19 protein-coding genes and 1 pseudogene are annotated in these 26,059 nt (G+C 70.3%); 7 read left to right on the top strand and 13 right to left on the bottom strand.

All coding sequences use genetic code 11. The features are described 5' to 3' along the window. Positions 1-46 precede the first annotated feature (46 nt). The 10 genes and pseudogenes from IH68_RS0145880 to IH68_RS0145835 form a co-directional block, all read right to left on the bottom strand. Positions 47-1,879: an RICIN domain-containing protein gene (locus IH68_RS0145880; RefSeq protein ID WP_030948953.1), complete on the bottom strand. Its 1,833-nt coding sequence runs from the start codon at positions 1,877-1,879 to the stop codon at positions 47-49. Positions 1,880-1,944: 65 nt separating this feature from the next. After that, positions 1,945-3,417, bottom strand: a complete 1,473-nt coding sequence (locus IH68_RS0145875) for an arabinofuranosidase catalytic domain-containing protein (protein ID WP_078912914.1) — start codon at positions 3,415-3,417, stop codon at positions 1,945-1,947. Between the two features lie 137 nt (positions 3,418-3,554). Continuing rightward, the gene (locus tag IH68_RS0145870; protein ID WP_051834076.1) at positions 3,555-5,204 is read right to left on the bottom strand and encodes a glycoside hydrolase family 27 protein; all 1,650 of its coding nucleotides are present in this window, start codon (positions 5,202-5,204) and stop codon (positions 3,555-3,557) included. 43 nt (positions 5,205-5,247) lie between these two features. Beyond that, the gene (locus tag IH68_RS0145865; protein WP_030948948.1) at positions 5,248-6,681 is read right to left on the bottom strand and encodes an arabinofuranosidase catalytic domain-containing protein; all 1,434 of its coding nucleotides are present in this window, start codon (positions 6,679-6,681) and stop codon (positions 5,248-5,250) included. Between the two features lie 408 nt (positions 6,682-7,089). Next, a pseudogene (locus tag IH68_RS50985) lies at positions 7,090-8,419 on the bottom strand (endo-1,4-beta-xylanase); the annotation flags it as partial. 75 nt (positions 8,420-8,494) lie between these two features. Then, entirely contained in the window at positions 8,495-9,643 is a 1,149-nt protein-coding gene (locus IH68_RS0145855; protein ID WP_030948947.1) for an SGNH/GDSL hydrolase family protein, read from the bottom strand. Positions 9,644-9,699: 56 nt separating this feature from the next. Then, positions 9,700-12,147: an RICIN domain-containing protein gene (locus IH68_RS50980; RefSeq protein ID WP_051834075.1), complete on the bottom strand. Its 2,448-nt coding sequence runs from the start codon at positions 12,145-12,147 to the stop codon at positions 9,700-9,702. Between the two features lie 76 nt (positions 12,148-12,223). Beyond that, complete coding sequence (locus IH68_RS0145845; protein ID WP_234341813.1) at positions 12,224-13,813, bottom strand: arabinofuranosidase catalytic domain-containing protein; 1,590 nt, start codon at positions 13,811-13,813, stop codon at positions 12,224-12,226. 765 nt (positions 13,814-14,578) lie between these two features. Next, positions 14,579-15,820: an ROK family protein gene (locus IH68_RS0145840; protein WP_030948938.1), complete on the bottom strand. Its 1,242-nt coding sequence runs from the start codon at positions 15,818-15,820 to the stop codon at positions 14,579-14,581. Between the two features lie 36 nt (positions 15,821-15,856). Beyond that, positions 15,857-16,534, bottom strand: coding sequence for an alpha-ketoglutarate-dependent dioxygenase AlkB family protein (locus IH68_RS0145835; protein ID WP_030948934.1), 678 nt, complete (start codon positions 16,532-16,534; stop codon positions 15,857-15,859). A gap of 67 nt (positions 16,535-16,601) precedes the next feature. Here IH68_RS0145835 and IH68_RS0145830 point away from each other — a divergent pair, with 67 nt between their 5' ends. Next, positions 16,602-17,735, top strand: a complete 1,134-nt coding sequence (locus IH68_RS0145830) for a methyltransferase (RefSeq protein ID WP_030948931.1) — start codon at positions 16,602-16,604, stop codon at positions 17,733-17,735. On the opposite strand, the gene IH68_RS0145825 is transcribed toward IH68_RS0145830, so the two are convergent. From IH68_RS0145825 to IH68_RS0145815, 3 genes are read right to left on the bottom strand one after another with little or no spacing between them, the layout of a single operon-like run. After that, complete coding sequence (locus tag IH68_RS0145825; protein ID WP_030948928.1) at positions 17,736-18,596, bottom strand: class II fructose-bisphosphate aldolase; 861 nt, start codon at positions 18,594-18,596, stop codon at positions 17,736-17,738. A gap of 31 nt (positions 18,597-18,627) precedes the next feature. After that, positions 18,628-18,756 (bottom strand): hypothetical protein, encoded by a 129-nt coding sequence (locus tag IH68_RS59320; RefSeq protein ID WP_267883790.1) that lies wholly within the window; start codon positions 18,754-18,756, stop codon positions 18,628-18,630. A gap of 30 nt (positions 18,757-18,786) precedes the next feature. After that, positions 18,787-19,668, bottom strand: coding sequence for an SIS domain-containing protein (locus tag IH68_RS0145815; protein ID WP_030948926.1), 882 nt, complete (start codon positions 19,666-19,668; stop codon positions 18,787-18,789). Positions 19,669-19,816: 148 nt separating this feature from the next. Between IH68_RS0145815 and IH68_RS0145810 the strand changes: the two genes are divergently transcribed. From IH68_RS0145810 to IH68_RS0145785, 6 genes are all read left to right on the top strand, one after another. Then, positions 19,817-20,596 (top strand): DeoR/GlpR family DNA-binding transcription regulator, encoded by a 780-nt coding sequence (locus IH68_RS0145810; protein ID WP_030948923.1) that lies wholly within the window; start codon positions 19,817-19,819, stop codon positions 20,594-20,596. A 98-nt stretch (positions 20,597-20,694) separates the two neighbouring features. Beyond that, a complete protein-coding gene (locus IH68_RS0145805) occupies positions 20,695-22,536 on the top strand; it encodes a glycoside hydrolase family 15 protein (protein WP_030948921.1) in 1,842 nt (613 codons plus the stop codon). A 129-nt stretch (positions 22,537-22,665) separates the two neighbouring features. Next, positions 22,666-23,319: a hypothetical protein gene (locus IH68_RS0145800; RefSeq protein WP_030948917.1), complete on the top strand. Its 654-nt coding sequence runs from the start codon at positions 22,666-22,668 to the stop codon at positions 23,317-23,319. A 41-nt stretch (positions 23,320-23,360) separates the two neighbouring features. After that, positions 23,361-24,875, top strand: coding sequence for an amidohydrolase (locus IH68_RS0145795; RefSeq protein ID WP_051834074.1), 1,515 nt, complete (start codon positions 23,361-23,363; stop codon positions 24,873-24,875). Between the two features lie 284 nt (positions 24,876-25,159). Next, the gene (locus IH68_RS0145790) at positions 25,160-25,345 is read left to right on the top strand and encodes a hypothetical protein (RefSeq protein WP_159403850.1); all 186 of its coding nucleotides are present in this window, start codon (positions 25,160-25,162) and stop codon (positions 25,343-25,345) included. Positions 25,346-25,457: 112 nt separating this feature from the next. Further along, positions 25,458-26,054 carry an AMIN-like domain-containing (lipo)protein gene (locus IH68_RS0145785; RefSeq protein WP_420719037.1) on the top strand — a complete coding sequence of 199 codons (597 nt, stop codon included), beginning with the start codon at positions 25,458-25,460 and terminating at the stop codon, positions 26,052-26,054. Positions 26,055-26,059: the final 5 nt, after the last annotated feature.

Below are 26,059 nucleotides of genomic sequence, written 5' to 3'. Positions count from 1 at the left end.
GGTGGGTTCCTTTCGCAGGTCGGAGGTGTCCGCGTCGGGTGCGGTGTCAGCGGACGACGAAGTCCTGGTTGGTGCCCGGGGCGTTCTTGCACTGCCATTGATCGAGTTGCTGGCCCGCGTTGCTGTCGGCGCCGTAGACGTCCAGGCACAGGCCGCTGTTGCGGTTCTGGAACGCGTAGGAGCCGTCGGACTGGCGCATCGGCAGCCACAGGCCGTTGGCCGCCGTGCCGGGGGCCTGTTGGACGATGTCCGGGGTGCCTGCCGCCGTGGAACTGCCGGCGACCGCCACGTCCTGGCCGGAGCTCTGGGCCCGCAGTTCGCCGTAGCCGCCCGAGGCCGGCACGAACCGGAACTGCTGGTTGCCCTGACCGTTGCACGTCCACTGGTCGATCGCGGCGCCATCGCTGCCGGAGTTGCCGTACACGTCCAGGCACAAGTTGCTGTTCGCGACGGCGAGTTGGTGGTAGCCGTCAGGGAAGCCCCCACCGCCGGACGAGGCAGGGGTCAGGCAGACGGCGAACGCGTCGTGCGAGCCCTGGAAGGTGAACGGCACGCTGATCGAGCCGCTCGAGGCGCTCACGTTCTGGTCGTACACGGTCTGTGGCGCACCGAGCGGTGCCTGGTCCGGGATGCGGTGGACGGTGACGTGCACGCTTGAGGCGTTCGTCAGCCAGGGCAGGGACGACAGCCCGTTGAAGGTCACGGACGCGGCGCCGGTGTAGCCGTTGGAGTCGCCGACGACGGCGACCGCGCGTTTGTTGGCGGAGTCCTCGGAGGCCGCGATCGCCGTGGAGCCGACCTGGCCGGAGGTGTCGACGAGGGTGCCGGTCATGTCGGCGTAGTCCCGAAGCGCCCACCAGTTGCCGGTCGGCTGCCAATTGCCCCCGCTCTGGGTGAGGACTCCCGTCAGGTTGGGGGTGACGCAGCACACCCAGTTGCCGCGCATCGCGTTGCTGTACCCGGACTGCGCGAACCGTACCAGGTACCAGGCCGTCACCCCGGCGGTCTGCCGGTCGGCCGGCTGGTACTCGTTCGAGGACAGCGGCAACGCGCCGATGCCCGCCGAACTCAGGGCGTTGCGCAGGCGCTGCGCGACGATGACGGGATCGTCGACATCGCCCTCGTTGTGGCTGGTGATCATGTCCGGTACAGTCCCGGCCGCCTTCACATGCGCGAGCCAGGCCTGCCACTCACCCGGGTTGCGCTGCGGGGTGAACGCGAGGGACGGCCCCACGATCTGCGCCCCGGGCGCGATGCGCCGGATCTCCCGGTAGGCGGTGTCCCACATCTGGAAGTACTGAGCGCTGTTGACGCCCCGGGTCCAGAAGGCAGAGATGTCCGGCTCGTTCCAGATGTCGTAGGAGAACGTCAGGCCCGAGGTCTGGAGCGCTCCCACCGTGGAGTCGATGAAGCTGATCCAGTTCGAGCAGTTGCCGTTGTCGCAGGGGTACGTCGTGTTCGACGGCTGGCCGCCGTTCGCGCCGTAGATGTCGCTGACCAGCACCTGGTACTGCGCGTGGTACGGCGGCCGGGTGAGCCGTTTCGCCTGCGCGACGATCGAGTCGAGGTCGGCCCGGGTGGCCGAGCCGTACTGGTAGCCGTCCTTGATCCAGCCGCCGGAGAACCATCCGCCGCCGCGGAATGCGTTGATCCCCAGCGGCTGCAGGAACTGGTCCACGGGCCGACTGCCGTCTTCGCTGATGCCGTAGAGGAACCCCTCCCCCACACCGGTCGACGCCCCCTTGGGCGACGCCAGGTTGACGCTCAGCGACGTGCCCGCGGCGGCCTGGCTCGGAGCCGTCGACAGCAGCGGCAGCACGAGTGTCAGGAGGATGCCCGCCAGCGGTGCCGGACGGCCGGGTCTCGCTCTCGTCCTCATCCGATCCTCCTGAGTCGGGGCGGCGTCGGGATGCCGCCCCGAGTCGATCGCGGGTGCCTCACCGGTCAGTTCAGTGACCATTTCTGGTTGGTTTGGCCGTTGCAGGTCCACAGCTGCACGGGGGTGCCGTTGGCGGTGGCGGCGCCCGTCACGTCCAGGCACAGCCCGGAAGGAGCGCTGGTGATGGTGCCGTTGGCGTTGAGCGTCCACTGCTGGTTGCTCTGGCCGTTGCAGGTCCAGGTGATGACCTTGGTGCCGGGGCTGGTGCCCTGACCTGAGGCGTCCAGGCACAGACGGCTGCCGCCGACCGAGACGGTCAGCTCGTGGGAAGCGCTCTGGGACCAGAACTGGTTCGCCGCTCCGGTGCAGTCCCGGATCTGAGTCTGTGTGCCCGGCGTCGTGGATCCGCCCGGCACCTCCAGGCACCTGCCCGCGCCCACCGCGTGCAGCGCGCCCGTCGTGCCGCCCCCGCCGCTTCCCGTCCCGTAGCCTGCGGCGGTGATGCCGGCCTGGACGGCGTTCTCGGTGGCGTCGGAGGGGTAGCCCGCGGTCATGGCGCCCTCGAAGAACTCGCCGACCCCGTTGGGGCTGTTGTCGCCGCCGGTGCCGAGCAGTACGGAACTGTCGACCTTCATCGGCGAGTAGCCGTTCGGCAGGGGGCCGGAGAAGGTGGTGGTCAGCCCGCCGCCGGCACCGTTGCCGTACTTGAGCGTGAAGTTGCTGGTGCCGTTGTTCTTCAGCCACGCGCTGACGAACGGGTAGTGCACGCCCTGGTTGTTGGGGTCCTTGTTGGAGCCGGTGTTGGTGTGGAACATGCCGTTCTCGAGATCGGCCTCGACCCACGGACCGCTGCCGGTGCAGCCGTTGAACCAGCAGGCGTTGCCCCAGTAGATGGCGTTCATGGTGGCGTTGCCGGTGTCGGTGTGGGAGTTCTCGCCGCTTCCGTAGTCGAAGCAGCACCACTGGTTCGTGTAGTTCGACGAGGTCACCATGTAGATGCCTTCGGGCTGGGAGCCGGTGGCCACGCCGTTCGCGTGGTCGATCCGGTAGCCGACACCAGGGGTGACCTTGACGCCGAAGACCTGGTGGCCGGCCGCGGTCACCGGCAGGGCCATGGCGTCCGCTCCGACATCGGCCCCGTTGGGACCCGGACCCTTCCAGTAGCCGCCCCAGGAGATCGGTAGGTCGTTGTGCTTGGCGGTCTGGTCGTAGATCTTCGTGATCGTGCACGACGTGCCCGCGCAGAACGACACCTGGGACGCGGCGTCGGCGTACCCGCCCGCGGCGAGCACCCCGATGTCGCGGTAGCTGTGGTCGGAGGACCGCTGGATCTGGTACAGCGGCCCGTTGTACGCCGCGAAGAGCGCCCTGGTCGTGGCGTGCGCGGTCACACACGGCGTTCCGCCCGCGGCATAGATGTCGCAGGGCAGCGACGCGTCGGCCGCGGAGGCGTTCACCGCCGTTGGACGGGCCCCGGGGGGCGTGCCGGTCCGCGGAGATGTGGCGAACGCCGGTGTGCCCAATGCGGCCAGGGCCATCGCCAGGGCGATCAGGAGCACGGCCGGGAATCGCCTTCGTCGGTGATCTGTCGCTGATCCGGGCAAGGTGACCTCCTCTGTGGCGGTGCCGCCGCACGGCGGCACCGAAGCTGCCCGTGGCCGAGGGGAGAGGGAAGTCAGCCCAGCGTCCACTGCTGACCGCTGCCGCCGTTGCAGGTCCACAGCTCGGCGAGGGTTCCGTCAGCCGTGGCTCCGCCCGTGACGTCCAGGCACAGGCCCGACTGGACGCCGGTGATCGTGCCGTTGGAGTTCAGCGACCACTGCTGGTTGCTCTGGCCGTTGCACTGCCAGATCTCCACCTTCGTCCCCGGTGTGGTCTGGTTGTTGTAGGCGTCCAGGCACATCTGACCGCTGCCGGAGTAGACGGTGAGTTGGTTGGAGGTGGTGTGCGTCCAGGTCTGGTTGGCACCGCCGTTGCAGCTCCAGATCTCCACCTGGGTACCGGCGGTCGTGGTGGAGTTCGGTACGTCCAGGCACTTGCCCGCGCCGACCGCGTGCAGCGCACCGGTCGTGCCGCTGCCTCCGCCGCTGGAGCCGCCCGCGACCCGGTACATCACCGTGCCGTGTGCCGGCACCGAGGCGCTGATCGTGCCGGAGGTGCTGGAGGACGCGCCCGACCACAGGTCGGTCAGGGTGTAGGCGGACGCCCCGGTCTTGCCGATCGCGGCCGCGGTGGTGGTGATGTTCGCCGTCGAACCCGTCTCGTTGAACAGCGCCACCGACACGTCCCCGTTGGCCAGCGGCTTGGCCAGCACGTCCAGCCCGCCCGAGGAGGACACCATGGTCCCCTGTTTGCCGAGCGGGTCCTGGTCGACCGCGATCACCCGGGAGTTGGTCAGCGTGGACAGGGTGTCCGCACTGGCCGAGGGGATGTTGGTGCCCGCGATAAGCGGCGCGGCCATCTCCGCCCACAGACTGAACTCACTGCGGCTCTCGGTGGCCGTCATCGAGCCGTTGCCGACCTCCAGCATGTCCGGGTCGTTCCAGTGGCCGGGCCCTGCGTAGGAGGCCAGTCCGACGTTGCTGTGGAAGATCGACAGCATGCTGGAGAAGTTCGGGCTGATGTCCCCGGTGGTGCGCCAGCTGTTGCCCACGTCCGCGCCCCAGGTCCACACGTTCTCCTGACCCCAGTTGCACAGGCTGTACAGGATCGGCCGGCCGGTGGCCGCCAGGGCGTCCCTCATCGCGGTGTAGCGGGTCTGCGCCGGCACTCCGTTGTTGTTGCAGTTGTCGTACTTCAGGTAGTCCACGCCCCAGGACGCGAACGACTGCGCGTCCGTGGTCTCGTGCCCGAGGCTGCCCGGGTATCCCGCACAGGTCGCGGTGCCGGCGGACTCGTAGATCCCGAGCTTCAGCCCCAGCGAGTGCACATAGTCGGCGGTGCCCTTGATGCCGTCGGGGAACTTGGCCGGGTCCGGCACCAGGTGGCCGCCGGAGTCGCGGTTGTTGGTCATCCAGCAGTCGTCGATGTTGACGTACGAATAGCCCGCCGCCTGCATGCCGTTGCTGTGCATCGCCTGGGCCGTGGACTTGATCAGCGACTCGGAGACGTTGCAGCCGTACGCGTTCCAGTCGTTGAAGCCCATCTGCGGGGTCGGCGCGAGCCCGTTGCCGAGCGCGGCGGCGGGCTGCGCCGTGCCGAGGGAGAGGAGAGGGACGGCCGCGGTGAGCAACAGGGCCGAGAACGCGAGTGCCAGGGCTCTGCGGAGGGACAGCAGAGGGGGCAGCTGCCGAAGACGCCTGGCTCTCGAAGTGGTCGTGGGCATAAGTCATCGCCTCCTGGGGCGAGTTGGGACGGCTGAAGGGCGTTCAGCGGTAGCCGGCGGCGGTGATGTTGGCCTGGACCGCGTTGTCGGTCGCATCGGAGGGGTAGCCGGCGACCATGGCGCCCTCGTAGAAGGTGCCGGCGCTCAGGTTGGCGCCGCCGCCGGGCTTGCAGCAGTCGCCGCCGCTGCCCAGGACGATGGCCCCTTGTTTCTTCATGGGGCTGTATCCGCCGGGAAGCCCGCCGTCCCACAGGGTGGTCAGGCCGCCCGACTGGGCGTTGCCGCCCTTGAGGGCGAACCTCGACGTGCCGTTGTTCTTCAGCATGGCGGTGACGAACTTGCCCGGAAACGCACGCTGGTTGGGGTTCCAGGACTGGCTGCCGCCGGAGTACAGGCCCCATTCGAGATCGGCCTGCACCCAGGGACCGCTTCCCGAACAGCCGCCGAACCAGCACTGGGTGCCGAAGTTGATCGCGTCCATCGCCCCGGCGGCGTCGGCCTTCCTGGTCGTCTCGCTGTTGCCGTAGTCGAAGCAGCAGCCACTGTTGACGTGGGTGCCACTCGTCACCATGTACGCCCCTTCGGGTGCGGCACCGGTCGGCACGCCCGTCAGGTGGCCGTCCCGCCAGTAGCTGTTGCCGGGGTTGATGTACAGCGAGTACGCCTTGGTCCCCCCGGCGGTCAGCGACTCGGAGGTCGCCTTCGCGGGGCTGCTCTGACTCGACCCCGGGACCTGGGCCGAGCCCTGGTACCACAGGTCGTTGCCGTGTCCTGACTGATCGCGGACCACGGTGATCACGCAGGTGGTGCCCGCGCAGAACGAGTCCTGCACCGCGGCGTCGGCGAAACCGCCCGGCGCCAGCACGCCGATGTCCTTGGTGGCGTTGTCCGAGGCGCGCCTGACCTGGTACAGGGGGCCGTTGTACGAGCCGTAGAGCGCCCTCACCGTGCTGTGCGCGGCCACGCACGGCGTACCCCCCGCGGCGTACAGGTCGCACGGGCCCGACCCGCCGGGCGGGGGCGGAGGCGGGGGTGCCGACGTCGTCCACCTCTGGTTGCTCTGGCCGTTACAGGTCCACAGGATGACCGCGGTGCCGTTGGCCGTGCCCGACCCGCTCACGTCCAGGCAGAATCCGGAGGCGGCACCGGTGACGGACCCGTCGGAACTCTGCCGCCACACCTGGGTCGGCCGCCCGTCGCACGGCCGGATGACCACCGGGGCTCCGGGTGCCGTCCGGTTGTCGTAGGCGTCCACGCACCGGGAGCCGTTCATCGTCCTCAGCTCACCCGCCGACGTGACCTCGAACGCCTGGTTGGCCTGGTCATTGCAGTCCCAGATCTCCAGCACCGTGCCCGACGTGTCGACGTTGCCCTTGACGTCAAGGCACCGTCCCGACGCCGAGCTCACCAAGGCTGCCGCGGACGCCGGCGCCGACCAGGTCGGCGCGGACGCCAGCAGCATGGCCAGCAGAGCCATCACGCATACGGCGGCTGCCGCCGGTAAGCGTGGTGCACGAGCCGCGGGACCGCAGGGCGGTGTGGATGAAGGCTGCATTCTGTGTCCTCGGATATGCCGGGGGGTGCGGACGGAGAGTGCCGTGCCTGGCCGAAGAGTTCGGAAGGGGTGTCGACCGCTCCCGTCAGCGTGCCCGTCAGCACTCACAGGGAACACTCAGACATCCCATGTCGCATAGTGATCCCACAGGCCCAACACCCTGTCAATAGGCCTGACTTGGCGATTCCGATCCGATCCATCCCATGTTTTTTTCCTGGTCAGGACGGTCTGAGGGCATGCCGAGACCCGCGTCCGGCGACGGCCGTCGTGCCGGGCGCGGGTGTTCGTCAGGGGAGCAGGAGCGCGCGCAGGGCGCCGATCACCTCAGCTGAAGCTCCAGTGCTGGTTGGCGCCGCCGTTGGAGTCCCAGATCTGGACGGGGCTTCCGTTGGCGCTCTGCCCGGTCGGGGCTTCCAACGCCCGGCCGGAGGCGGCGTTGGTCAAGGTGTACGAACCGTCGCCGTTCCGGCTCGCCCGCCAGTGCTGGTTCGCACCGCCGTTGGCGTCCCAGATCTCCATCCGCGTGCCGTTGCCCGTCTGGCCACCCGGCTCGTCCAGGACCCGTCCGCTGCCTACGTTGGTCAGGGTGTAGGAGCCATCACTGTTCTGGCTCGCCCGCCACTGCTGGTTGGCGCCGCCGTTGGCATCCCAGACCTGCAGGGACGTGCCGTTCGCGGTCTGCGCGCCCGGCACGTCCAGTACCCGGCCCGCGGCGACGTCGGTCAGCGAGTACACCGTTCCGGAGACGATGCCACCCGAGTTCCCCGTACCGCCGCCCAGCGCGGACAGGACCGCGTCGTAGGCCGGCTTCTTGTTCCCGTTGTTGTCGAACAGCAGCGGGTTCTCCCCCGTGCGCCACGAGTCGCTGTCCCTGATCCCCCACACCGTGATACCGGTGCAGCGGGCGACGTTCATGCACGCCTTCGCGGTGTTCGCGTACGCCGTCGCCGGTGCCTGCGCGATGTCCAGTTCGGTGATCTGTACGTCCACGCCGAGCGCGGCAAAGTTCGACAGCGTGGTCTGGAAGCTCGACGGCGGTCCGCCGGTGCCGAAGTGGGACTGGAAGCCGACGCAGTCGATGGGCACACCGCGGGACTTGAAGTCGCGCACCATGTTGTAGACGCCCTGGGTCTTGGCGTCCGACCAGTTCTCGATGTTGTAGTCGTTGTAGCAGAGCTTGGCCGAGGGGTCGACGTTCCGGGCGGTGCGGAACGCCTCCTCGATGAAGCCGTTGCCCAGCACGTTCTGGAACACCGAGGACCGGTGCTGGCCACTGCCGCCGTCGGCGAACGCCTCGTTGACCACGTCCCAGGCGTAGATCTTGCCCTTGAAGTGGTTCATCTCGGTGGTGATGTGGTTGTTCATCACGCTGCGCAGGGCGGGACGGTTCGGTGGTGTCCCACTTCATCTCGTTCTCCGGGGTGACCATGTTGAATTCCCGGTCGAGAATCGTGGAGTACGCCGAGTCGCCGAGCTTCCCGGCGGCCACGGCCGTGCCGAAGTAGCGGCCGCTGTCGGCCGCTGCCGCGCCGAGCGTGCCGGAGGCCGCGTGGGCGGCGGGGTTCGCCGGGCCGGCCAGCACCAGTGCCGTGCCGGCTGCCAGTACGGCGGCCAGGGCCAGGGCCTTGCGCGGACGGGGCTCTTCGTTGAGCCAGGACATGACGGATCGTCCTCCTTGTGTGTGAGGGGGTTGCGACACCGACCACAAGCCGGTGCCGGCGTCGAGTCGGGCCGGTCACACAGCCGAACTGACCGGCAGTGCGCTCCACTGCTGGTTGGCTCCGCCGTTGCAGTCCCACAGGATCAGTTGTGTGCCGTCGGTGGCAGACGCACCGGGGTCGTCGAGGCAGCGGCCGGAGACCGGGTTGCGGTAACCGCCGTTGTACGCCTGCCATTGCTGGTTGCTGCCGCCGTTGCAGTCCCAGATCTCGATCTTGGTGCCGTTGGCGGTACCACCGCCCGTGGCGTCGAGGCACTTCCCGAGCGCCCGCAAAGTGCCGTCCGAGCGCGCGGACCACGCCTGCGCATCGGCGCCGTTGCAGGACCAGATCTGCACGGCGGTCCCGTTGGCGCTGTTGCCGCCGTTGACGTCCAGGCACTTCCCCGCGACCCCGGAGCGCACCGGCCCGCCCACGGAGACCGGCGGCTTGATCCAGCCTGCCGCGTCGGCGGCCTGCACCCCCGCGTGGAAGGCGTCCGCCATCTTGCGGAAGCCGTTGTCGTTGGGGTGCAGGGCGTCGGAGAGGTCTGCGGTGGTCAGCGCGCTCATGTCCACCAGGCGTACGTGTTTGCCGGCGGCCTGCTCGGCCTGGACGATGCCGGGCAGCCTGGCGTTGAAGGCGGCGCGGGTGGCCTCCTCGGTGCTGCTGGTGGAGACGATCACGGTGCCGACGAGGACGGTCGCGTCAGGGGCGTCGGCCGTGATCTGGTCGATGAGCGCATGGAGCCGGTCGGCGGCGGGATCAGCCTGAGAGCCGCCGTTCAGATCATTGGTGCCGATCTCCAGGGTGATCACGTTGGGCCGGTACCGGGCCAGCACGGAGTCCGCAATGCCGGCTATCTCATTGATGTGCCAGCCGGAGTGCCCTTCGTTGTCCGGGTCGGACATGGTGCCGTTGCGGCCCGAACCGACGAAGTCCACAGCGTGCCCATCGGCAGCCAGTTGGTTCCCCAGGAAGTCGCGGTAGCTGTTCCCGGACGGGCTGCCGACGCCCCAGGTGATCGAGTCGCCCAACGGCATCAGGCGCAGAGCGGTGGAAGCGGCGGCGGCCCGTGCGGCGGAGGCCGGTGATCCGGTGCCGGTGGCGGCCGCCGCGGGCAACGCGGTGCCGGTGCCGACCGCTGCCGTCAGCGCGGCGGCCAGGAGTGCCGAGTACTTCTTCATATGCGTTCCTCACTGGGTGCGGGACAGTGGGTGGGGGTGAACGAGCGGGGAGTCGGTCAGCGGGGGGTGAAGTCCTGGTTGCTGCCGGCCGTGTTCTTGCAGGGCCACTGGTCGAGCTGCCGGCCGGGGTTGCCGGCGCCGCCGTAGACGTCCAGGCACAGGCCGCTGTTCTGGTTCTGGAAGGAGTACGAGCCGTCGGGTTGCTGTACCGGCAGCCACAGACCGCCGGCGGCTGTGCTCGGGGTCTGTTGCACGATGTCGGGCGTACCGGCGGCCGTGGAAGCGCCGGACACGGCCACGACCAGCCCGGAGTTCTGGGCCTGCAACTGCCCGTAGCCGCCCGCGACCGGCACGAACTGGAACTGCTGGTTGCTCTGCCCGTTGCAGGTCCATTGGTCGATCGCGGCGCCGGCGCTGCCGGATTTGCCGTACACGTCCAGACACAGGCTGTCGCTGCCGATCACCAGCTGGTGGTAACCGCTGGGGAAGCCACCGCCGTCCGAGGACTGGACGCCTGCCTGCTGGATGACCTGCCGGGCGCCCTGCGGCCAGTTGGTGCCGCTGACCTGGACGTTGCCCGTCAGGACGTTGTTGTGCGGAGGACCGGTGGCCACGTAGGTGTTGCCGCCGTTGTACCAGTTGCCGGAGAACGTGCTGTCGTCGGTGTGGTTGTTCGCGTTGGCGTTGGTGAGCGCCCAGTTGCCGGCGTCCTGCACCACGTTGTGCGACAGCGTCAGATACCGGGAGCCCTCGTCGAGGTAGAGGGCGGTGGTGTGGTTGTTGTCGTACATGTAGTTGTCGGAGATCACCGAGCCGGGACTCGCGGACAGGTTGTAGATGCTGCCGCCGTCGAACATCGCGTTCTTGGTGTCGTAGATCAGGTTGTGCGAGACGGTGTTGTTCTTCAGCGTGGTGGGGGTGCTGTAGACGGGCTGGTAGGTGTACGTGCCCCGGTTGACGTAGTCCTGGCTGCCGCCCGGGTCGTTGACGCCCCAGCCCCAGCCGATGTCGATCCCGTCGTAGGGCAGGTGGTCGCACTGGTTGTGGGTGATCGTCGCGTTGGTGACGTAGGTGGACAGGATGGCGGCGGTCTCCTTGTAGTCGGTGCCGACGCCGCTGACCGTGTTGTTGATGATGGTGATGTTCTGGTTGGTCATCTGCGGGTTGCCGGGGTGGTGCGCGTCCGGCTGGATCCCGCCGACCTGGATGCCGCTGCCGGCGATGTCGGTGAACGTGTTGCCGGTGACGGTGACTCCGCTCGCGCCGAGTCCTGTGCCGGAGGCCGTGGCGACGCCGTCGTTGCCCACGCCCAGTCCGGCCTGCCCGAGTTCGGAGAACGTGTCGCCGGAGAACGTGATGCCGGTGGATGCGGAGACCTGTACGGCCGCGGGCATCTGCGCCCAGTGGTTGCGGGTGGCCTCGAACTGCGTGCACCCCGATTTGCAGGTGCTCAGCCAGTTGGCGGGCATCGCGTAGGCGCCGGTGATGTGCGCGCCGCTCTGCTGGTCCGCGTAGCCGTCGGGTCCGCTCGGGCCGAGCCAGGAGGTTCCCGTGAACCGGATGCCGGCGAAGCTCAGTCCGGTCGCGGGTGAGCCGTAGCTGCCGCTGATGCCTAGCAGGCTCTGCAGACGGGGCAGTTCGACGTCGAGGCTGTTCGGGTTCTGCCCGGGCTGGGCCCGGTAGTACAGGTCGCCGGTGGACGAGTCGAGATACCACTGTCCGGCCTGCTGCAGGAAGGCGTAGTTGTTCTCCAGGTACATCGTCCCGCCGGCGAACGGCGCGTTTATGGTGTCGTAGCCCCAGGAGTTGTTGTTCCACGCGGGCTGCTGCATGGTGACGGTCCTGCCGCTGATCGACTGGACCGGCGCGTAGCGGTCGGTGAAGGAGTTGATGCTCTCGACTTCCATGTGGCTCTGGTCCGAGAGGCCGGCCAGGTAGTCGAGGGAGGAGTCGGTGATGGTCAGGCCGCTCTGGGTGAAGGTGAAGCCGGAGCGTGGCACCTGGATCGCCGCCCGCGGCGCGCCCTTGCCGTTCACGTACAACTGGCGTGTGTTCACGCCGGTGCCGACGTGGGCCGACCAGATACTCTTCGCCTGATCATGCACCTGCCAACCTGTAATGTGCTGGGCGCCGGTCACGACCGGCTGCTGACCGGCCGCGGCCTGGTAGGTGATGGTGTGGCCGTTCTGGCCGCCGTCGCCGGAGCCGAAGGACAGCGGCTTGGACAGCCGGTAGGTGCCACCGGCCAGATGGACGACGACGTTCGAGTCGGCGGAGAGCCGGTGCGCTGGCTGCTGCGCCTGGTCGATGGTGCCGAACGGCCGCCCCGCAGTGCCGTCCCCGCCGGGAGCCGCATCCGGCGCCACATACAGGTCGGCGGCAGCCGCTTGCCGTGCTACCGGAACGGCGTACGCGGCCCCCGCGGTGGCCGAGCTGCCGGCCAGTAGCGCGAGCAGCGCCACGGGGGCGGCCCACAGGCCGCGGAGCGCTCTGGCTCTGGACATGGTCATCCTCCGGTGCTGACGCGTGTGGCGGTCCGTGACCGGCGGTGAGGCGGCCACGGACCGGAGGCCGTTCAGATCAGTTGAGGCTCCACTGCTGGTTGGAGCCGCCGTTGCACTGCCAGAGTTCCGCCAGGGCACCGTTGGCCGTGGAGGCCCCGGTGACGTCGAGGCAGAGCCCGGACTGGACGCCCGTGACGGTGCCGTCGGAGTTGACCTGCCACTGCTGGTTGGCGCCGCCGTTGCACGGCCAGGTCACCACCTTGGTGCCGGCGGACGTCTGGTTGTTGTACGCGTCCAGGCACATCTGGCTGCTGCCGCTGTAGACGGTCAACTGGCCCGAGGACGTGCGGGTCCAGGTCTGGTTGGCGGCGCCGCTGCAGTCCCAGATCTGCAGCTGTGTGCCCGCCGTGGTGGACGAGTTGGGCACATCGAGGCACTTGCCCGCGCCCACCGCGTGCAGCGCACCGGTGCTCGTTCCGCCGGAGGAGTTGCTGTAGCCGGCCGCGGTGATGTTGGCCTGGACGGCATTCTCGGTGGCGTCCGACGGGTAGCCGGAGGTCATCACGCCTTCGTAGAAGGTGCCCTGGGCGCCCTTGCTGTTGTCGCCGCCGATGCCCAGGATGATGGCGCCCTGTTTGCGCATCGGGTTGTAGCCGGCGACGTTGGGACGCGGACCGTCGTAGAAGGTCGACAGGCCACCGGACTGCGCGTTGCCGCCGCGGATCGCCCAGTGGTTGGCCCCGCCCTTGATGATGGCGGTCGTGTACCGGTAGTTGATGGTCGGGTCGCCCGCGTTGTAGTGCTGGTTGACTCCGGAGAACAGGCCGTTCTCCAGGTCGGCCATGATCCACGGACCGTTGCCCGAACCGTAGCCCCACACCTTGATGTTGCCGAAGTAGATGGCCTCCATGGTGCCGTTGCCGTCGTCGTTGCTGTCCGTCTCGGCGTTGCCGTAGTCGAAGCAGCAGCCGCCGTTGTAGTGCGTGCCGTCGAAGATCGCGTACATGCCCTCGGGGTTGTCCCCGGTCGCGATGCCGTTGGTGTGGTTGTTGCGGTAGCCCGTGCCGGGTGCCACGAAGACGCCGTAGGCCTTGTGACCGGCCACTGTGGTGGGCGCGGCGGTCGCGTTCGCGAGGTTGTCGGGGCCGCCCGCGGCACCGCCTCCGGGCGCCTGGGTGAGGTTGTTGCCGCGCCCGGACTGGTCGTAGATGATCGTGATCAGGCAGGTCGTCCCCGAGCAGAACGAGTCCTGGGCGGCGGCGTCGGCGTACCCGCCCGCGCTCAGGACGCCGATGTTCCGGGTGGTGTTGTCCGAGGCACGCCGGACCTGGTAGAGCGGCCCGTTGTACGAGGCGTACAACGCTCGCGTCGTGCTGTGCGCGGCCACGCAGGATGTACCGCCCGCCGCGTAGATGTCGCACGGACCGGACGTGGCGGCCCGGGCCGTGCCGGCCGTCGCGCCGGCCAGAGCTCCGGCGACGAGCGCAGTCGCGGCCCCTGCCCGGGCGACCGTCTTCCAACGGGTGCGGGCCGAGCGGGTCGGCGAAGGCACGTCTGCCTGAAGCGCCGTGTCGGCGTGCCTGCCACGGTGCCGTACCGCTGCCGATAAGCCCTGGATGCCACCGCGTCCGAACAGCAGGCGGCGTCTTGTACGTGTGGTTCCCATCTGATCTCCCTACCGTGCCGGCGCAACCCGGTCGGTTTGTGGCGGTGGCGCTGACGGATGCGGAAGCGCTGGAACGTGCCGTATTTGCAGTGGGATTGCAGAGAGGTTTCGGCGGGGAGGCGGTGCTCCCGGTGTCACGGGGTGGTCAAGGGCACGGAGCCTCCTGCTGCGAGTGTTGTTTGCGGAATCGATTCGACTGCTGATTCCTGTGGTGCGCAAGCCATCGGCACCGTCGAAAAGTTGCGGTGTGCCGGCAGGCGGACGACGGCACAATCGCCTGCCGCACGGAAGCCGAGCGGAGGAGGGTGTGGGGTCAGGGTCCTCCGCAGGTCCTACGATCACGCCGGTGAGCAGGGATTCAGTCGGCAGGCCGGGCCGCGGAGAGCCGGTTGGAGGGCACTGGCCGAAGGTGCCGAGCCTCGACCCGCCTGTCGCTGACGGATTCGCCTCGCGCCACGCCATTCACCCCGCACACAGCCAGTCGTGGCGTCCCGTCGAAGCGCTTGCGTCGAACCGATTCGCCCACGCCATCCGGTGCTGCGTGCGACCCGAACGTATGCCGTTGACAGCAGCTCGGCGCCGAACCAGCGGACTGATGGCACTCGGGCATTCGGTTGGCGGACGACGTTCGGCGTCGCCTGCAGGAACGCCTCGCGACCGAATGGCGGCCGGTGCTCACCGCCCCACCTGAAGTTGCCCTGCACCCGGCATCCGTCCCTGGGCCGCCGGCGGACGAGTTGGCCAAGGCGTTCCAGCCGTGCACCTCTACTGGCTGAGCGCGCCCAGCGGGTCGTCCAGTACCGGCTGCCACGCCAACTCGGCCGCGCCGACAAGGCTGTTGTGGTCGAGGGTGCAGGCGAGGATGGGGACGCCGCCGCTCTGGCCCCACAGGCTGCGGTCGGCGACGACGGCGCGCAGGCGCCCGGGGTCCGCGTCGAGGAGGGTGCGGTGGAGGCCGCCGAGGATGATGCGGTCGGGGTTGAGGATGTTGACCAGGCCCGCGAGGCCGAGGCCGAGGCGGTCGATGAGGGCCTCGGTGGCGGTGCGGACCGTCGGGTCGTCGTAGTGGTGGCGGATCAGGTCGATGGCCTGCTGGAGGAGGGAGATCTCGGGGCCGGGGTCGCGGCCCGCGGCCGTGAGCAGGGCCAGCGGGTCGGCCTCGACGTCGAGGCAGCCGCGGCTGCCGCAGTGGCAGGGGCGGCCCTCGGGGTTGACGGTGAGGTGGCCGACCTCCAGAGCCAGGCCCGAACTGCCCGTGTGCAGGCGGCCGTCCAGGACCAGCGCGCCGCCCACGCCCCGGTGGCCGGTGGCCACGCACAGCAGGTCCCGGGCGCCGCGGCCCGCGCCGTGCCGGTGCTCGGCGAGGGCGGCGAGGTTGACGTCGTTGCCCGCGAAGGCGGGCCCGGTGATGCCGGCCGCGCGCACGCACTCCGAGAAGATCCGCCGGACCGGCGCGCCCACGGGCCACGCCAGGTGCAGGGGGTTGAGGGCGAGCCCGTCCGGCTCGGCGACCGCGGACGGTACGGCGAGTCCGGCGCCGACGCAGCGCCGTCCCGTCGAGCGCAGCAGCTCGGCGCCCGCCTCCACGACCGAGCCGAGGACCTTCGCCGGGTCGGCGTCGACGGTCTCGCAGCCCGGCGCGGTGGCGACGATGCGGCCGCCCAGGCCGACCAGCGCCGCCCGGAAGCCGTCGGCGTGCACCTGCGCGGCCAGGACGACCGGGCCGTCCTCGGCGACTGCGAGCCGGTGCGAGGGCCTGCCCTGCGAGCCGGCCGCCGCGCCGGGCCGGGCGTCGACCCGGATCAGTCCGAGGGCCTCCAGTTCGGCGGCGACCGCGCCGGCCGTGGCCCGGGTGACGCCGAGCTCGGCGGTGAGCACCGCCCTCGTGGGCGCGCGTCCGGTGTGCACGAGCTCCAACGCGGGCCCGAGCGCCCCGCGCCCCCGGTCCAACCGCGCCCTCGAGGTGGTCCCTTCCCCCGTCGGCCGGGGGTCCGCCTTGCCGCTCATGAGGGCGAGTCTCCCATGATCCGCAGTTACGCCGGGCTACAGGCCGCCGACCCGAAGCGTGATGTTCAGCCGTCCCGTCAGCCCCAACTCCGGGGGCGCGGTGCCCGCGTACACCCGCGGCACCCCGTGGTGGGCGAGCCGGGACGGTCCGCCGAACACGAACAGGTCGCCGCTGCGCAGCTCGACGTCCGTGTAGGGCTTGGTACGGGTCTCGGTGTTGCCGAAACGGAAGAGGCAGGTGTCGCCGAGGCTGAGGGACACCACGGGCGCGTCCGAGTTCTCGTCGCTGTCGCGGTGCATGCCCATGCGGGCGTTGCCGTCGTAGAAGTTGATCAGTGCTATGTCATATGACACCGACTGTGCAATGTCACATGCCACTGCCGCCACCGCTGCCACTGTGCTCAGTGCATCGGCGACCGCCCGACGGCCCAGTTCGCCGAGCCACCCCGGAAACGGCTTCACCGGAGCACCGTCACCGTCGACCACCGTGCGGGCATAGCCGTACGGGTACCAGTGCCGGCCCAGGCAGACCTGCCGGGCGGTCATCGTGCCGCCGCCGGGCGTGCGCACCGTGCGCAGGCCGGCCGGTGGGCGCGCCCACTCGCGACAGGCGTCCAGCAGCTCGCGCTGGGCGGCCGCGGCCAGCCAGCCGGGCACATGCACCGCGCCGGGCGCAACCTCCCTGCGCTCCCGCGGGAACAGCTCGGCATCCATGTCGCCATCCTCCCCCACCGGCCGTGAGCTGGGGCTCGGCTAGCCTTGACGCACGATGAACGACCGTATGACGACGCCGTGGGGCGAGCTCGCGCTGGCCCGTTTCCCCGAGGACCCGCGCGAGAGGCTGCGCGCCTGGGACGCCTCCGACGAGTACCTGCTCAGGCACCTGGCGGCCGAGAAGGTCCCGCTGTCCGGCACGGTCGTGGTCCTCGGCGACCGCTGGGGCGCCCTGGTCACCGCGCTCGCGGCGCACCGGCCCGTGCAGATCACCGACTCGTTCCTGGCGCAGGAGGCGACCCGCGCGAACCTGGCCCGGGCGGGCGTCGAGGCCGGTGCCGTACGACTGCTGACCACCCAGGATCCGCCGCCCGACCGCATCGACGTCCTCCTGGTGAGGGTGCCCAAGAGTCTCGCGCTGCTGGAGGACCAGTTGCTGCGGCTGGCGCCCGCGGTGCACGAGGGGACGGTCGTCGTCGGCACCGGGATGGTGAAGGAGATCCACACCTCGACGCTGCAGCTGTTCGAGCGGATCCTCGGGCCGACCCGCACCTCGCTGGCCGAGCGGAAGGCCCGGCTGATCTTCTGCACGCCCGACGCCTCGCCGGAGCGGCCCGCGAACCCGTGGCCGTTCAGCTATGCGCTGCCCGACGGTATCGGCCCGGTCTCGGGGCGCACCGTGGTCAACCACGCGGGTGTGTTCTGCGCCGACCGCCTCGACATCGGCACCCGCTTCTTCCTGCAGCATCTGCCCGCCGTGCCCGGCGGGCGGCGGGTGGTCGACCTGGGCTGTGGCAACGGCGTGGTCGGTACGGCGGTGGCGGTGGCCGAGCCGTCGGCCGAGGTGCTGTTCGTGGACGAGTCGTTCCAGGCCGTGGCCTCGGCGGAGGCGACGTACAAGGCGAACGGGGTGCCCGGGCACGCGGAGTTCCGGGTCGGGGACGGGCTGGCGGGGGTGCCGGACGGGAGTGTCGACCTCGTGCTCAGCAATCCGCCGTTCCACTCGCACCAGGCGACGACCGACCAGACGGCGTGGCGGATGTTCACCGGTGCGCGGCGTGTGCTGCGTCCCGGCGGTGAGATGTGGGTGGTCGGCAACCGGCACCTGGGGTACCACGTGAAGCTGCGCCAGGTGTTCGGCAACAGTCAACTGGTCGCCGGCGACCCGAAGTTCGTGGTGCTTAAGGCCGTCAGGAAGTGATCAGGCGGCAAACCGGCCGACGGTCCGGATGATCCCGGTCACCGCCCGCACCATCGCCTCCCTCCCCACGCTCAGGTACTTGCGTGAGTCGACCGCCTCGGGATGGGCGGCGAGGAAGTCGCGGATCGCGCCCGTCATGGCGATGTTGAGGGCGGTGCCGACGTTCACCTTGGCGATACCGCCCGCGACCGCCGCGGCGAGTTCGTGGTCCGGCACGCCCGAGGAGCCGTGCAGGACGAGTGGCACGTCCAGGGCGGCCGACAGGCGTTTGAGCAGGTCGTGGTCGAGGGTGGCGGTGCGGGTGGTCATGGCGTGGGTGCTGCCGATCGCGACAGCGAGGGCGTTCACGCCGGAGTCGGCGACGAAGGCGCGTGCCTCGGCCGGGTCGGTGCGGGCGCCGGGCGCGTGGGCGTCCAGTGGGGGCTCGCCCGTCTTGCCGCCGACCTGCCCCAACTCGGCCTCGATCCACAGGCCTTGGGCGTGTGCCCAGTCGACGGCGGCCCTGGTCGCGGCGAGGTTCTGCTCGTAGGGCAGGCGGGCCGCGTCGTACATCACGGAGCTGAATCCGGCGTCCGCCGCCTGGCGCAGCAGGTCGTCGCTCTGGACGTGGTCGAGGTGCAGCGCGACGGGCACTGAGGCGCGCTCGGCGGCGACGGCGGCCGCGCGGGCGAGCGGGAGCAGTCGGCCGTAGCGGAACGTGACGGCGTTCTCGCTGACCTGGAGGACGACGGGGGCCTCGGCGGCCTCGGCGCCCGCGATGACGGCCTCGACGTGTTCCAGGGTGATGATGTTGAAGGCGGCGACGGCGGAGTGCCCGGCGGCGGCCCGGGTGACGAGTTCGCCGGTGGTGACGAGGGGCACGGCTTCTCCCTTCAGGCAGTGTCGGGGCGTATCAGGGCGCCAGGATCACCGAGCGGGCCAGATGGCTCCGCCGGTCCGGGACGAGACCACACGCCCCGGCGACGGCCGAGTGCTCGGCGGCGGCCCGGGGCGCGAGTTCGCCCGTGGTGACGAGGGGCACGGCTTCTCCCTTCGGGCTTTTCGGGGTGCGTCAGGGCGCGAGGATCACCGAGCGGGTGAGGTGGCGCGGCTGGTCCGGGTCGAGGCCGCGGGCCGCGGCGACGGCGACCGCGAGGCGCTGGGCGCGGACCAGTTCGGCGAGCGGGTCGAGGCCGCCCGCGATCCACAGTCCGCCGGTTGCGCGCACCTGCTCGGCCAGCCCCTCGGGGGCTTCCCCGAGCATCCAGGTCGCCGTGCCGTGCGTGGTGATGCTGATGGGGCCGTGCCGGTACTCCATCGCCGGGTAGGCCTCGGTCCAGGCGAGTGAGGCCTCGCGCATCTTCAGCCCGGCCTCGTTGGCCAGCCCCACCGTCCAGCCCCGGCCCAGGAAGGTGAACTGGGTGCAGGCGACGAGCCCTTCGGGCAGCGGGGTCGTGAGAGCGGTACGGGCGTCGGCGACTGCGGCGTCGGTGTGCAGGCCCAGATGGGTGCGGAGCAGGGTCAGCGCCGTCGTCGCGAACCGTGTCTGCACGACGGACCGTTCGTCCGCGTAGTCGAGCACGACGAGGTCGTCGGCGGCCGCCATGACCGGCGTGTGCGGGTCGGCGGTGATCGCCGTGGTTCGCGTGCCTTCCCTCAACCGGCCGAGCAGGTCGAGGACTTCGGTGGTGGTGCCGGAGCGGGTGAGGGCCACGACACGGTCGTACGAGCGCCCGTGGGGGAACTCGGAGGCGGCGAAGGCGTCCGTCTCCCCCTGTCCGGCGCCCTCGCGCAGCGCGGCGGCCGCCTGCGCCATGAAGTACGAGGTGCCGCACCCGACGATCGCGACCCGCTCCCCGGGCGCCGGGAGCGCCGCGCGATGCCGGTCCGCTTCCGCTGCAGCGCGTATCCAGCACTCGGGCTGGCTGGTCAGCTCGTCCTCGACATGGGTCATTGCCGGGCCCTCCCCTGTTCCGATTCCTGACCTGATGGCACGCGTGATTGTTCTTGCAAGATATAGCCAGCTTTCGAGCAGAATCAAGCATTCGAGCTCATGCGGGGTGCGCTAGGGTCGCCGGAAGATCGAGGAACGGAGGGTGGGCATGTCCCGGGACGCCCGCTGGAAGGCGCTGCTGGAACTGCTCGTCGAGCGCGGCCGGCTGGACGTCGAGGAGGCGGCGGCCGAGCTGGAGGTCTCGGCCGCGACGATCCGGCGCGACTTCGACCAGCTCGCCGAGCAGCAGATGCTCGTCCGCACGCGGGGCGGCGCGGTCGTGCACGGGGTGTCGTACGAGCTGCCGCTGCGCTACAAGACGGCCCGGAACGCCTCCGAGAAGCAGCGGATCGCGAAGGCGGTGGCCGGCCTCGTCGCGCCGGGCGAGGCGGTGGGGCTGACCGGCGGCACGACCACCACCGAAGTGGCGCGCGCCCTGGCCGTGCGCAGCGATCTCGCCTCCGGTTCCCCGGCGCTCACCGTCGTCACGAACGCGCTCAACATCGCCAACGAGCTTGCCGTGCGCCCCCAGTTCAAGATCGTGGTGACCGGCGGGGTGGCGCGCCCGCAGTCGTACGAGCTCATCGGGCCGCTCGCGGACGGCGTGCTCGGCCAGATCACCATCGATGTGGCCGTGCTCGGTGTCGTCGCCTTCGACGTCACGCACGGCGCCGCCGCGCACGACGAGGCGGAGGCCGCGATCAACCGGCTGCTGTGCGAGCGCGCCGAGCGGGTGGTCGTCGCCGCCGACTCCAGCAAGCTGGGCCGGCGGGCGTTCGCCCGGATCTGCGCGGCCGAGTCGGTCGACATCCTGGTCACGGACACCGCGGCGAGCGCGGACACGATCCGCCGCTTCGAGGAGGCCGGGATCGCGGTCGTCACCGTCTGACTCCCGACAGTGCGCCCCGGCCGGCGCGATCCTCACCCCGGCCGGCTGATTCCGCCTAGGCTGGGGAGCGGGATGCGTGTCGGGGCAGGGAGGCTGCGATGGGCTCAGAAGCGATCGACCAGGGCGTCCCGGGGGCCTCTCCCCGGTATCTGCCGATCGCCGAGCACGGACTGATCGGCGATCTGCGCAGCGTGGCCCTCGTGGGCACCGACGGCACCATCGACTGGTACTGCTGCCCGGCCTTCGACGCACCGAGCGTCTTCGCGGCGATCCTGGACGCGGAGCGCGGCGGCTCCTTCGAGCTCGCGGCGTCCGTACCGGCGAAGACGAAGCAGTTCTACTTCCCCGACACCAACGTCCTGATCACCCGGTTCTTCACCGAGGACGGCGTCGGCGAGGTGCAGGACTTCATGCCGCTCAACGGCGGAAACGCCGAGACCGAGCGCCACCGGCTGATCCGGCGGGTGGTGTGCGTGCGCGGCTCCATCCCGTTCCGTACGCGGGTCGCCCCGCGTTTCGACTACGGCACCCGTCCGCACACCCTGCGCCTGGTCGGCGAGGTCGCGGTGTTCGCATCCGAGGGGCTGTCGCTCGCACTGACGGCGACGGTGCCGCTGGAGGCCGACGGGCCGGACGCGCACGCCGACTTCAAGCTCTCCGAGGGCGAGACCGCGGTGTTCGCGCTGGACCAGGTCGGCGGCGACGTGGAGCCGCGCCGGTGCGCGAAGCTGGAGGCGGAGGAGCAGTTCGGCACCACGGTGGCGTACTGGCGGCGCTGGCTCTCGGCCTCCAAGTACCGTGGCCGCTGGCGGGAGATGGTGCACCGCTCCGCCCTCACCCTGAAGCTGCTCACTTACGCACCCACCGGCGCGATCGTGGCCGCGCCGACCACGAGCCTGCCCGAGCAGCTGGGCGGCGAACGCAACTGGGACTACCGGTACGTATGGGTGCGCGACGCCGCCTTCGCCGTGTACGCGCTGCTGCGGCTCGGCTTCACCGAAGAGGCCGAGGCGTTCATGAAGTTCCTGACCCGGCACGTCAGTCCGAGCGCCGACGGCAACTCCGCACCCCTGCAGATCATGTACGGCATCGACGGACGCACCGACCTCACCGAACTCGAACTCGACCACCTGGAAGGCCATCAGGGCTCCGCGCCGGTACGGATCGGCAACGCGGCCGCCGACCAGCTCCAGCTCGACATCTACGGCGCCCTGATCGACTCGATCTACCTCTACGACAAATGGGCCAAGCCCATCTCCAGCGCCCAGTGGGACGACGTGTGCACGCTGGTGGAGTGGGTGTGCCAGCACTGGGACCAGCCCGACGAGGGCATCTGGGAGACCCGCGGCGGCCGCAAGAACTTCCTGTACTCCCGCCTGATGTGCTGGGTGGCCATCGAACGGGCCATCCGCATGGCCAACCGCCGCGGCCTGCCCGCCGATCTGCCCCGCTGGCGCGAGTCCCGCGACACGATCTACCGGCGGATCATGAAGCGGGGCTGGTCCGAGACCCGGCAGGCGTTCGTCCAGCACGAGGACGGCGACGACGTACTCGACGCGGCCGTCCTGATGATGCCGCTGACGAAGTTCATCGCCCCCACCGACCCCAAGTGGCTGTCCACCCTCGACGCGCTCACCCACGACCTGGTGTCCGACTCCCTCGTCTACCGCTACGACCCCATGGCCAGCCCCGACGGGCTGCGCGGCGACGAAGGCACGTTCTCCATCTGCTCGTTCTGGTACGTCGAGGCCATGGTCCACGCCGGCCGCATCGACGAGGCACGCCTCGCCTTCGAGAAGATGCTCACCTACGCCAACCATCTGGGCCTGTACGCCGAGGAGATCAGCCACACCGGCGAGCAACAGGGCAACTTCCCCCAGGCGTTCACCCATCTCGCCCTCATCAGCGCCGCCTTCAACCTGGACAAGGCCCTGGGCTGAGGGTGGTGCTGAGGACACCCTGAATCCGGTCCCCAGGCCCAGGGACGGCGGGCCCCGCGGCCGGAAGGATTCATCACGTCGGCAACCGGACCGACGCGGAATCCACCTCACGGACTCGGGGGAACACCCATGACCGAAACCTTCGCCAGGCGCCTCACCGGCGCCGCCGGCATCGCCGCCGCGGCCGCACTCATCGTCGAAGTACCCCTGTACTTCGTCTACTCGGGCCCGCCGCCGGACGCGAACGTGCTCACCCGGCTGCTGCTCGGAATCGTCGCCCTCGCCTGCCTGGTGGTGTTCGTGACGGCCTTCCGTGAACTGATCAAGCGCACGCATCCCGCCTACGAGTGGGCCGGCTCGATCGCCTCCGCGACGGGGCTGGTCTACGCGACGATCACCCTGGTCTCCATGGGACTGGAGGCCGGCGCGGTCATCGCCACCGACCATCCGATCGATCCGACCATCACGGTCGAGGGGACCTACATCCTCTACGGGTCGATCTCCCGGCTGATGCTGGGCCTCTTCCTGACGGCGGTCGGCTACATCGTCGCGCGCACCGGCGTCCTGCCCCGCTGGATCGGCCGCTCGGCCTACGTCCTGGCCGCGATCAACCTGGCCTTCGTACCGTCCCTGTTCTTCGGCAACACGCCCGCGCACTTCTACGCGGCGAACGGCTGGGGTACGACGGCCCTGATGGGGGCGATCCTCAGCTACTGGCTGCTGGCCGTGGGCATCTCCATCTACCGGAGCTCCACCCGCCCTCACCGCACTGTCGCCGCGTAGCCTCAGAGGCCAATCACCGGGATCTCACCACTGGAGATTTGATGACGAGCCTCGACGGCATACCCGGCCCTGCCGCGGTCGAAGTCGACTCGCCACGCGCGCTGACGCTCTCCCGAGTGCGGTTGGGCGCCGGCGGACCGCTGGGCAGTGTGCGCATCGCGGACGGGCGGGTCGTCGCCGTCGAGGTGGACAGGGAGCTCGGCGGCCCGGTGCTCGACATGGACGGGCGGACCGTACTGCCGGGCCTGTGGGACGCCCATGTGCACGCGGCGCAGTGGGCAGGCAACCGTCATCGGGTCGATCTCGCCGGGCTGGAGTCCGCGCGGGCGGTCGCTGAAACCGTACGTCTGCACGCGGTCGGTCTGCCCGAGGACGAGATGGTCATGGGACAGGGCTTCCGGGACGGCCTGTGGCCGGACACGCCTCACAGGACGTTGCTCGATTCCGTGTGCCCGGATCGGCCGGTCGCGCTGATCAGTGCCGATCTGCATGCCGTCTGGCTGAACTCGGCGTGCCTGGCGCTGGTCGGCCGCGGCGACCATGCGACGGGACTGCTGCGCGAGCACGAGTGCTTCGAGGCCCTGCAGGCGCTGCCCGAGGTGGCCGACGAGGTCCTCGACGAGTGGGTGGCGCAGGCCTGCCGCGATGCGGCCGGCCGGGGCGTGACGGGCATCATCGACTTCCACTTCTCCGACAACCTCGCCGACTGGTGTCTACGGGCAGCGGGTTCGGCGCTCGCTGTGCGGGTGCTGGCCGCCGTCTATCCCCGGCACCTGGACTCGGCCGTCGAGGGCGGGTTGAGGACGGGGGACGTACTGCCCGGCACCGGAGGCCTGGTCCGGGTCGGCCCGCTCAAGCTGTTCACGGACGGTTCCCTCAACACGCGGACGGCGCTGTGCTGCGACCCCTACCCGGGGCTGGAGGGCACGAAGGAGGCATACGGCATCCAGGAGACCTCGTACGAGGAGCTGGTCCGTCTGATGCGGCGTGCCGCCGCCCATGGCATCGAGCCGGCCGTGCACGCGATCGGTGACCGGGCCAACGCCCTCGCCCTCGACGCGTTCGCGGACGTCGGCTGCCGGGGTCGCATCGAGCACGCCCAGCTGCTGTCGGCCGCCGATGTGGCGCGGTTCGCGGAACTGGGCGTCACCGCCGGGGTGCAGCCCGCGCATGCCGCCGACGACCGCGATGTGGCGGACCGGCACTGGGCCGGGCGCACCGGGCGCGCCTTCGCCTACGGCGACCTGCTGGCCTCCGGCGCCCGGCTGGAGTTCGGCTCCGACGCTCCCGTCTCGCCGCTCGACCCGTGGCTGGGCATCGCGGCGGCGGTGCACCGGACGGACGACGGGCGGCCGGCCTGGCATCCGGAGCAGCGGATCCCGGTAGCGGCGGCCCTCGCCGCGTCGGCACAGGGACGCTCAAAGCTCCGGGTCGGCGACGCGGCCGACCTGGTGGTCGTGGACGTGGACCCGTCGGAGGCGGACGCATGCACGCTGCGGGAGATGCCGGTGCACGCCACCATGCTGGGCGGGCGGTGGACGCACGGGCCGCACTGACCGGTACGCCCGGTCCGCGCTCGCCGGTGTCCTGCCGCGAGCGCAGGGCGCGTGTCTCCGGCCGCCCTGTTGCATGCCCGGTCCCGCGGCCTGGGCGACGACCAGGACATCAGCAGGGTCGGCAACTGGCTCAGTCATCCGAAGGTGACTCTCAGGGACACCACGGCCTCCATGCACGCGGTCCGCGGGCACTCGCGCGGCGGGCCGGAACAGCTCCGTCTACTGTCAGTCCCGGCCCGGTCGCCACCGACCCGTGGCCGGCCGACAACGGCGTGGCGGCCACGGTGAGCCGAGCGACCGGCGCCGATCCGTCGACCGTGACGGCAGACGCCGCGAAGGCGACGGTCACCGGCCGGTTCTCGCAGGCCGCCGAGGTCGCGGGGGCCGTCCTGTTCCTCGCGGGTGCCGGGGCCGCGAACACGGTGGGTACCGACCCGCGGGTCGACGGCGGATTCGTGCCCACGCGGTAGCCGACGGATGCGGCGTAAGCGGATCCTGCAGATAACCGGCCGGAACCGCAACCTTTCAGCCATCCTGTATGTCTCATCAGATATCCATACGAACGATGCTTCGGGGGACGTGATGAGACGAAGCAGAGCAACACGCAGCAGAACCGCATGGGCAACGCTCATGCTCCTGGGCACCGCGATGGGAGCGACCGCGGTTCCCGCAGACGCCGCACCGGCCGCCACCACCCAGACCGTCACCTGCCCCACCGGCTGGGGCAGCCTCGCCAAGACACACTCAGCATCCACGACGACGCCGGTCAGGAACGTCAGGACCGGCCGCCACACCTGCTACGACCGGATGGTCATCGACATCCCCGGCGCGGGCCGGAGCAGCCTCGGCTACTCCGTCAGGTACGTCAGCCACCTCTACCAGGACGGATCCGGGCGCCTCATACCCGTCGGCGGCGGCGCCGTCCTCGAGGTGCGGGTGCACGCACCCAGCTACGACCCCGAGACCGGCGCACCCACCTATCCCGCCCGGGCGGGCCGTCCGCTGCCGGGCGTCGACCTCACCGGGTACCGCGCCTTCAGGGACACCCGGTTCGCCGGCAGCTTCGAGGGCGACACCCAGCTCGGGCTCGGCGTCCGGGCCCGGCTGCCGTTCCGTGTGCTTCGGGTGGACGGCCACGTGATCGTGGATGTGGCCCACACCTGGACCGGCAAGCCCTGAAGCGC

Source organism: Streptomyces sp. NRRL S-646 (assembly GCF_000720765.1).
Classification (GTDB): domain Bacteria; phylum Actinomycetota; class Actinomycetes; order Streptomycetales; family Streptomycetaceae; genus Streptomyces.
The sequence above is the reverse complement of the archived record's forward strand: the minus strand, read 5'-3'. Positions and strand labels throughout refer to the sequence as shown.

Bases quoted from the DNA above. Each gene is read 5' to 3' on its own strand.
- IH68_RS0145810 (WP_030948923.1), top strand. From the start codon at position 19,817: ATGTCCCGGGACGCCCGCTGGAAGGCGCTGCTGGAACTGCTCGTCGAG.
- IH68_RS0145795 (WP_051834074.1), top strand. From the start codon at position 23,361: ATGACGAGCCTCGACGGCATACCCGGCCCTGCCGCGGTCGAAGTCGAC.
- IH68_RS0145815 (WP_030948926.1), bottom strand. From the start codon at position 19,668: ATGACCCATGTCGAGGACGAGCTGACCAGCCAGCCCGAGTGCTGGATA.
- IH68_RS50980 (WP_051834075.1), bottom strand. From the start codon at position 12,147: ATGTCCAGAGCCAGAGCGCTCCGCGGCCTGTGGGCCGCCCCCGTGGCG.
- IH68_RS0145800 (WP_030948917.1), top strand. From the start codon at position 22,666: ATGACCGAAACCTTCGCCAGGCGCCTCACCGGCGCCGCCGGCATCGCC.
- IH68_RS0145835 (WP_030948934.1), bottom strand. From the start codon at position 16,534: ATGGATGCCGAGCTGTTCCCGCGGGAGCGCAGGGAGGTTGCGCCCGGC.
- IH68_RS0145855 (WP_030948947.1), bottom strand. From the start codon at position 9,643: ATGAAGAAGTACTCGGCACTCCTGGCCGCCGCGCTGACGGCAGCGGTC.
- IH68_RS0145875 (WP_078912914.1), bottom strand. From the start codon at position 3,417: ATGGCCCTGGCCGCATTGGGCACACCGGCGTTCGCCACATCTCCGCGG.
- IH68_RS0145805 (WP_030948921.1), top strand. From the start codon at position 20,695: ATGGGCTCAGAAGCGATCGACCAGGGCGTCCCGGGGGCCTCTCCCCGG.
- IH68_RS0145830 (WP_030948931.1), top strand. From the start codon at position 16,602: ATGACGACGCCGTGGGGCGAGCTCGCGCTGGCCCGTTTCCCCGAGGAC.
- IH68_RS0145785 (WP_420719037.1), top strand. From the start codon at position 25,458: ATGAGACGAAGCAGAGCAACACGCAGCAGAACCGCATGGGCAACGCTC.
- IH68_RS0145870 (WP_051834076.1), bottom strand. From the start codon at position 5,204: ATGCCCACGACCACTTCGAGAGCCAGGCGTCTTCGGCAGCTGCCCCCT.
- IH68_RS0145845 (WP_234341813.1), bottom strand. From the start codon at position 13,813: ATGGGAACCACACGTACAAGACGCCGCCTGCTGTTCGGACGCGGTGGC.
- IH68_RS0145865 (WP_030948948.1), bottom strand. From the start codon at position 6,681: ATGGCTCTGCTGGCCATGCTGCTGGCGTCCGCGCCGACCTGGTCGGCG.
- IH68_RS0145880 (WP_030948953.1), bottom strand. From the start codon at position 1,879: ATGAGGACGAGAGCGAGACCCGGCCGTCCGGCACCGCTGGCGGGCATC.
- IH68_RS0145840 (WP_030948938.1), bottom strand. From the start codon at position 15,820: ATGAGCGGCAAGGCGGACCCCCGGCCGACGGGGGAAGGGACCACCTCG.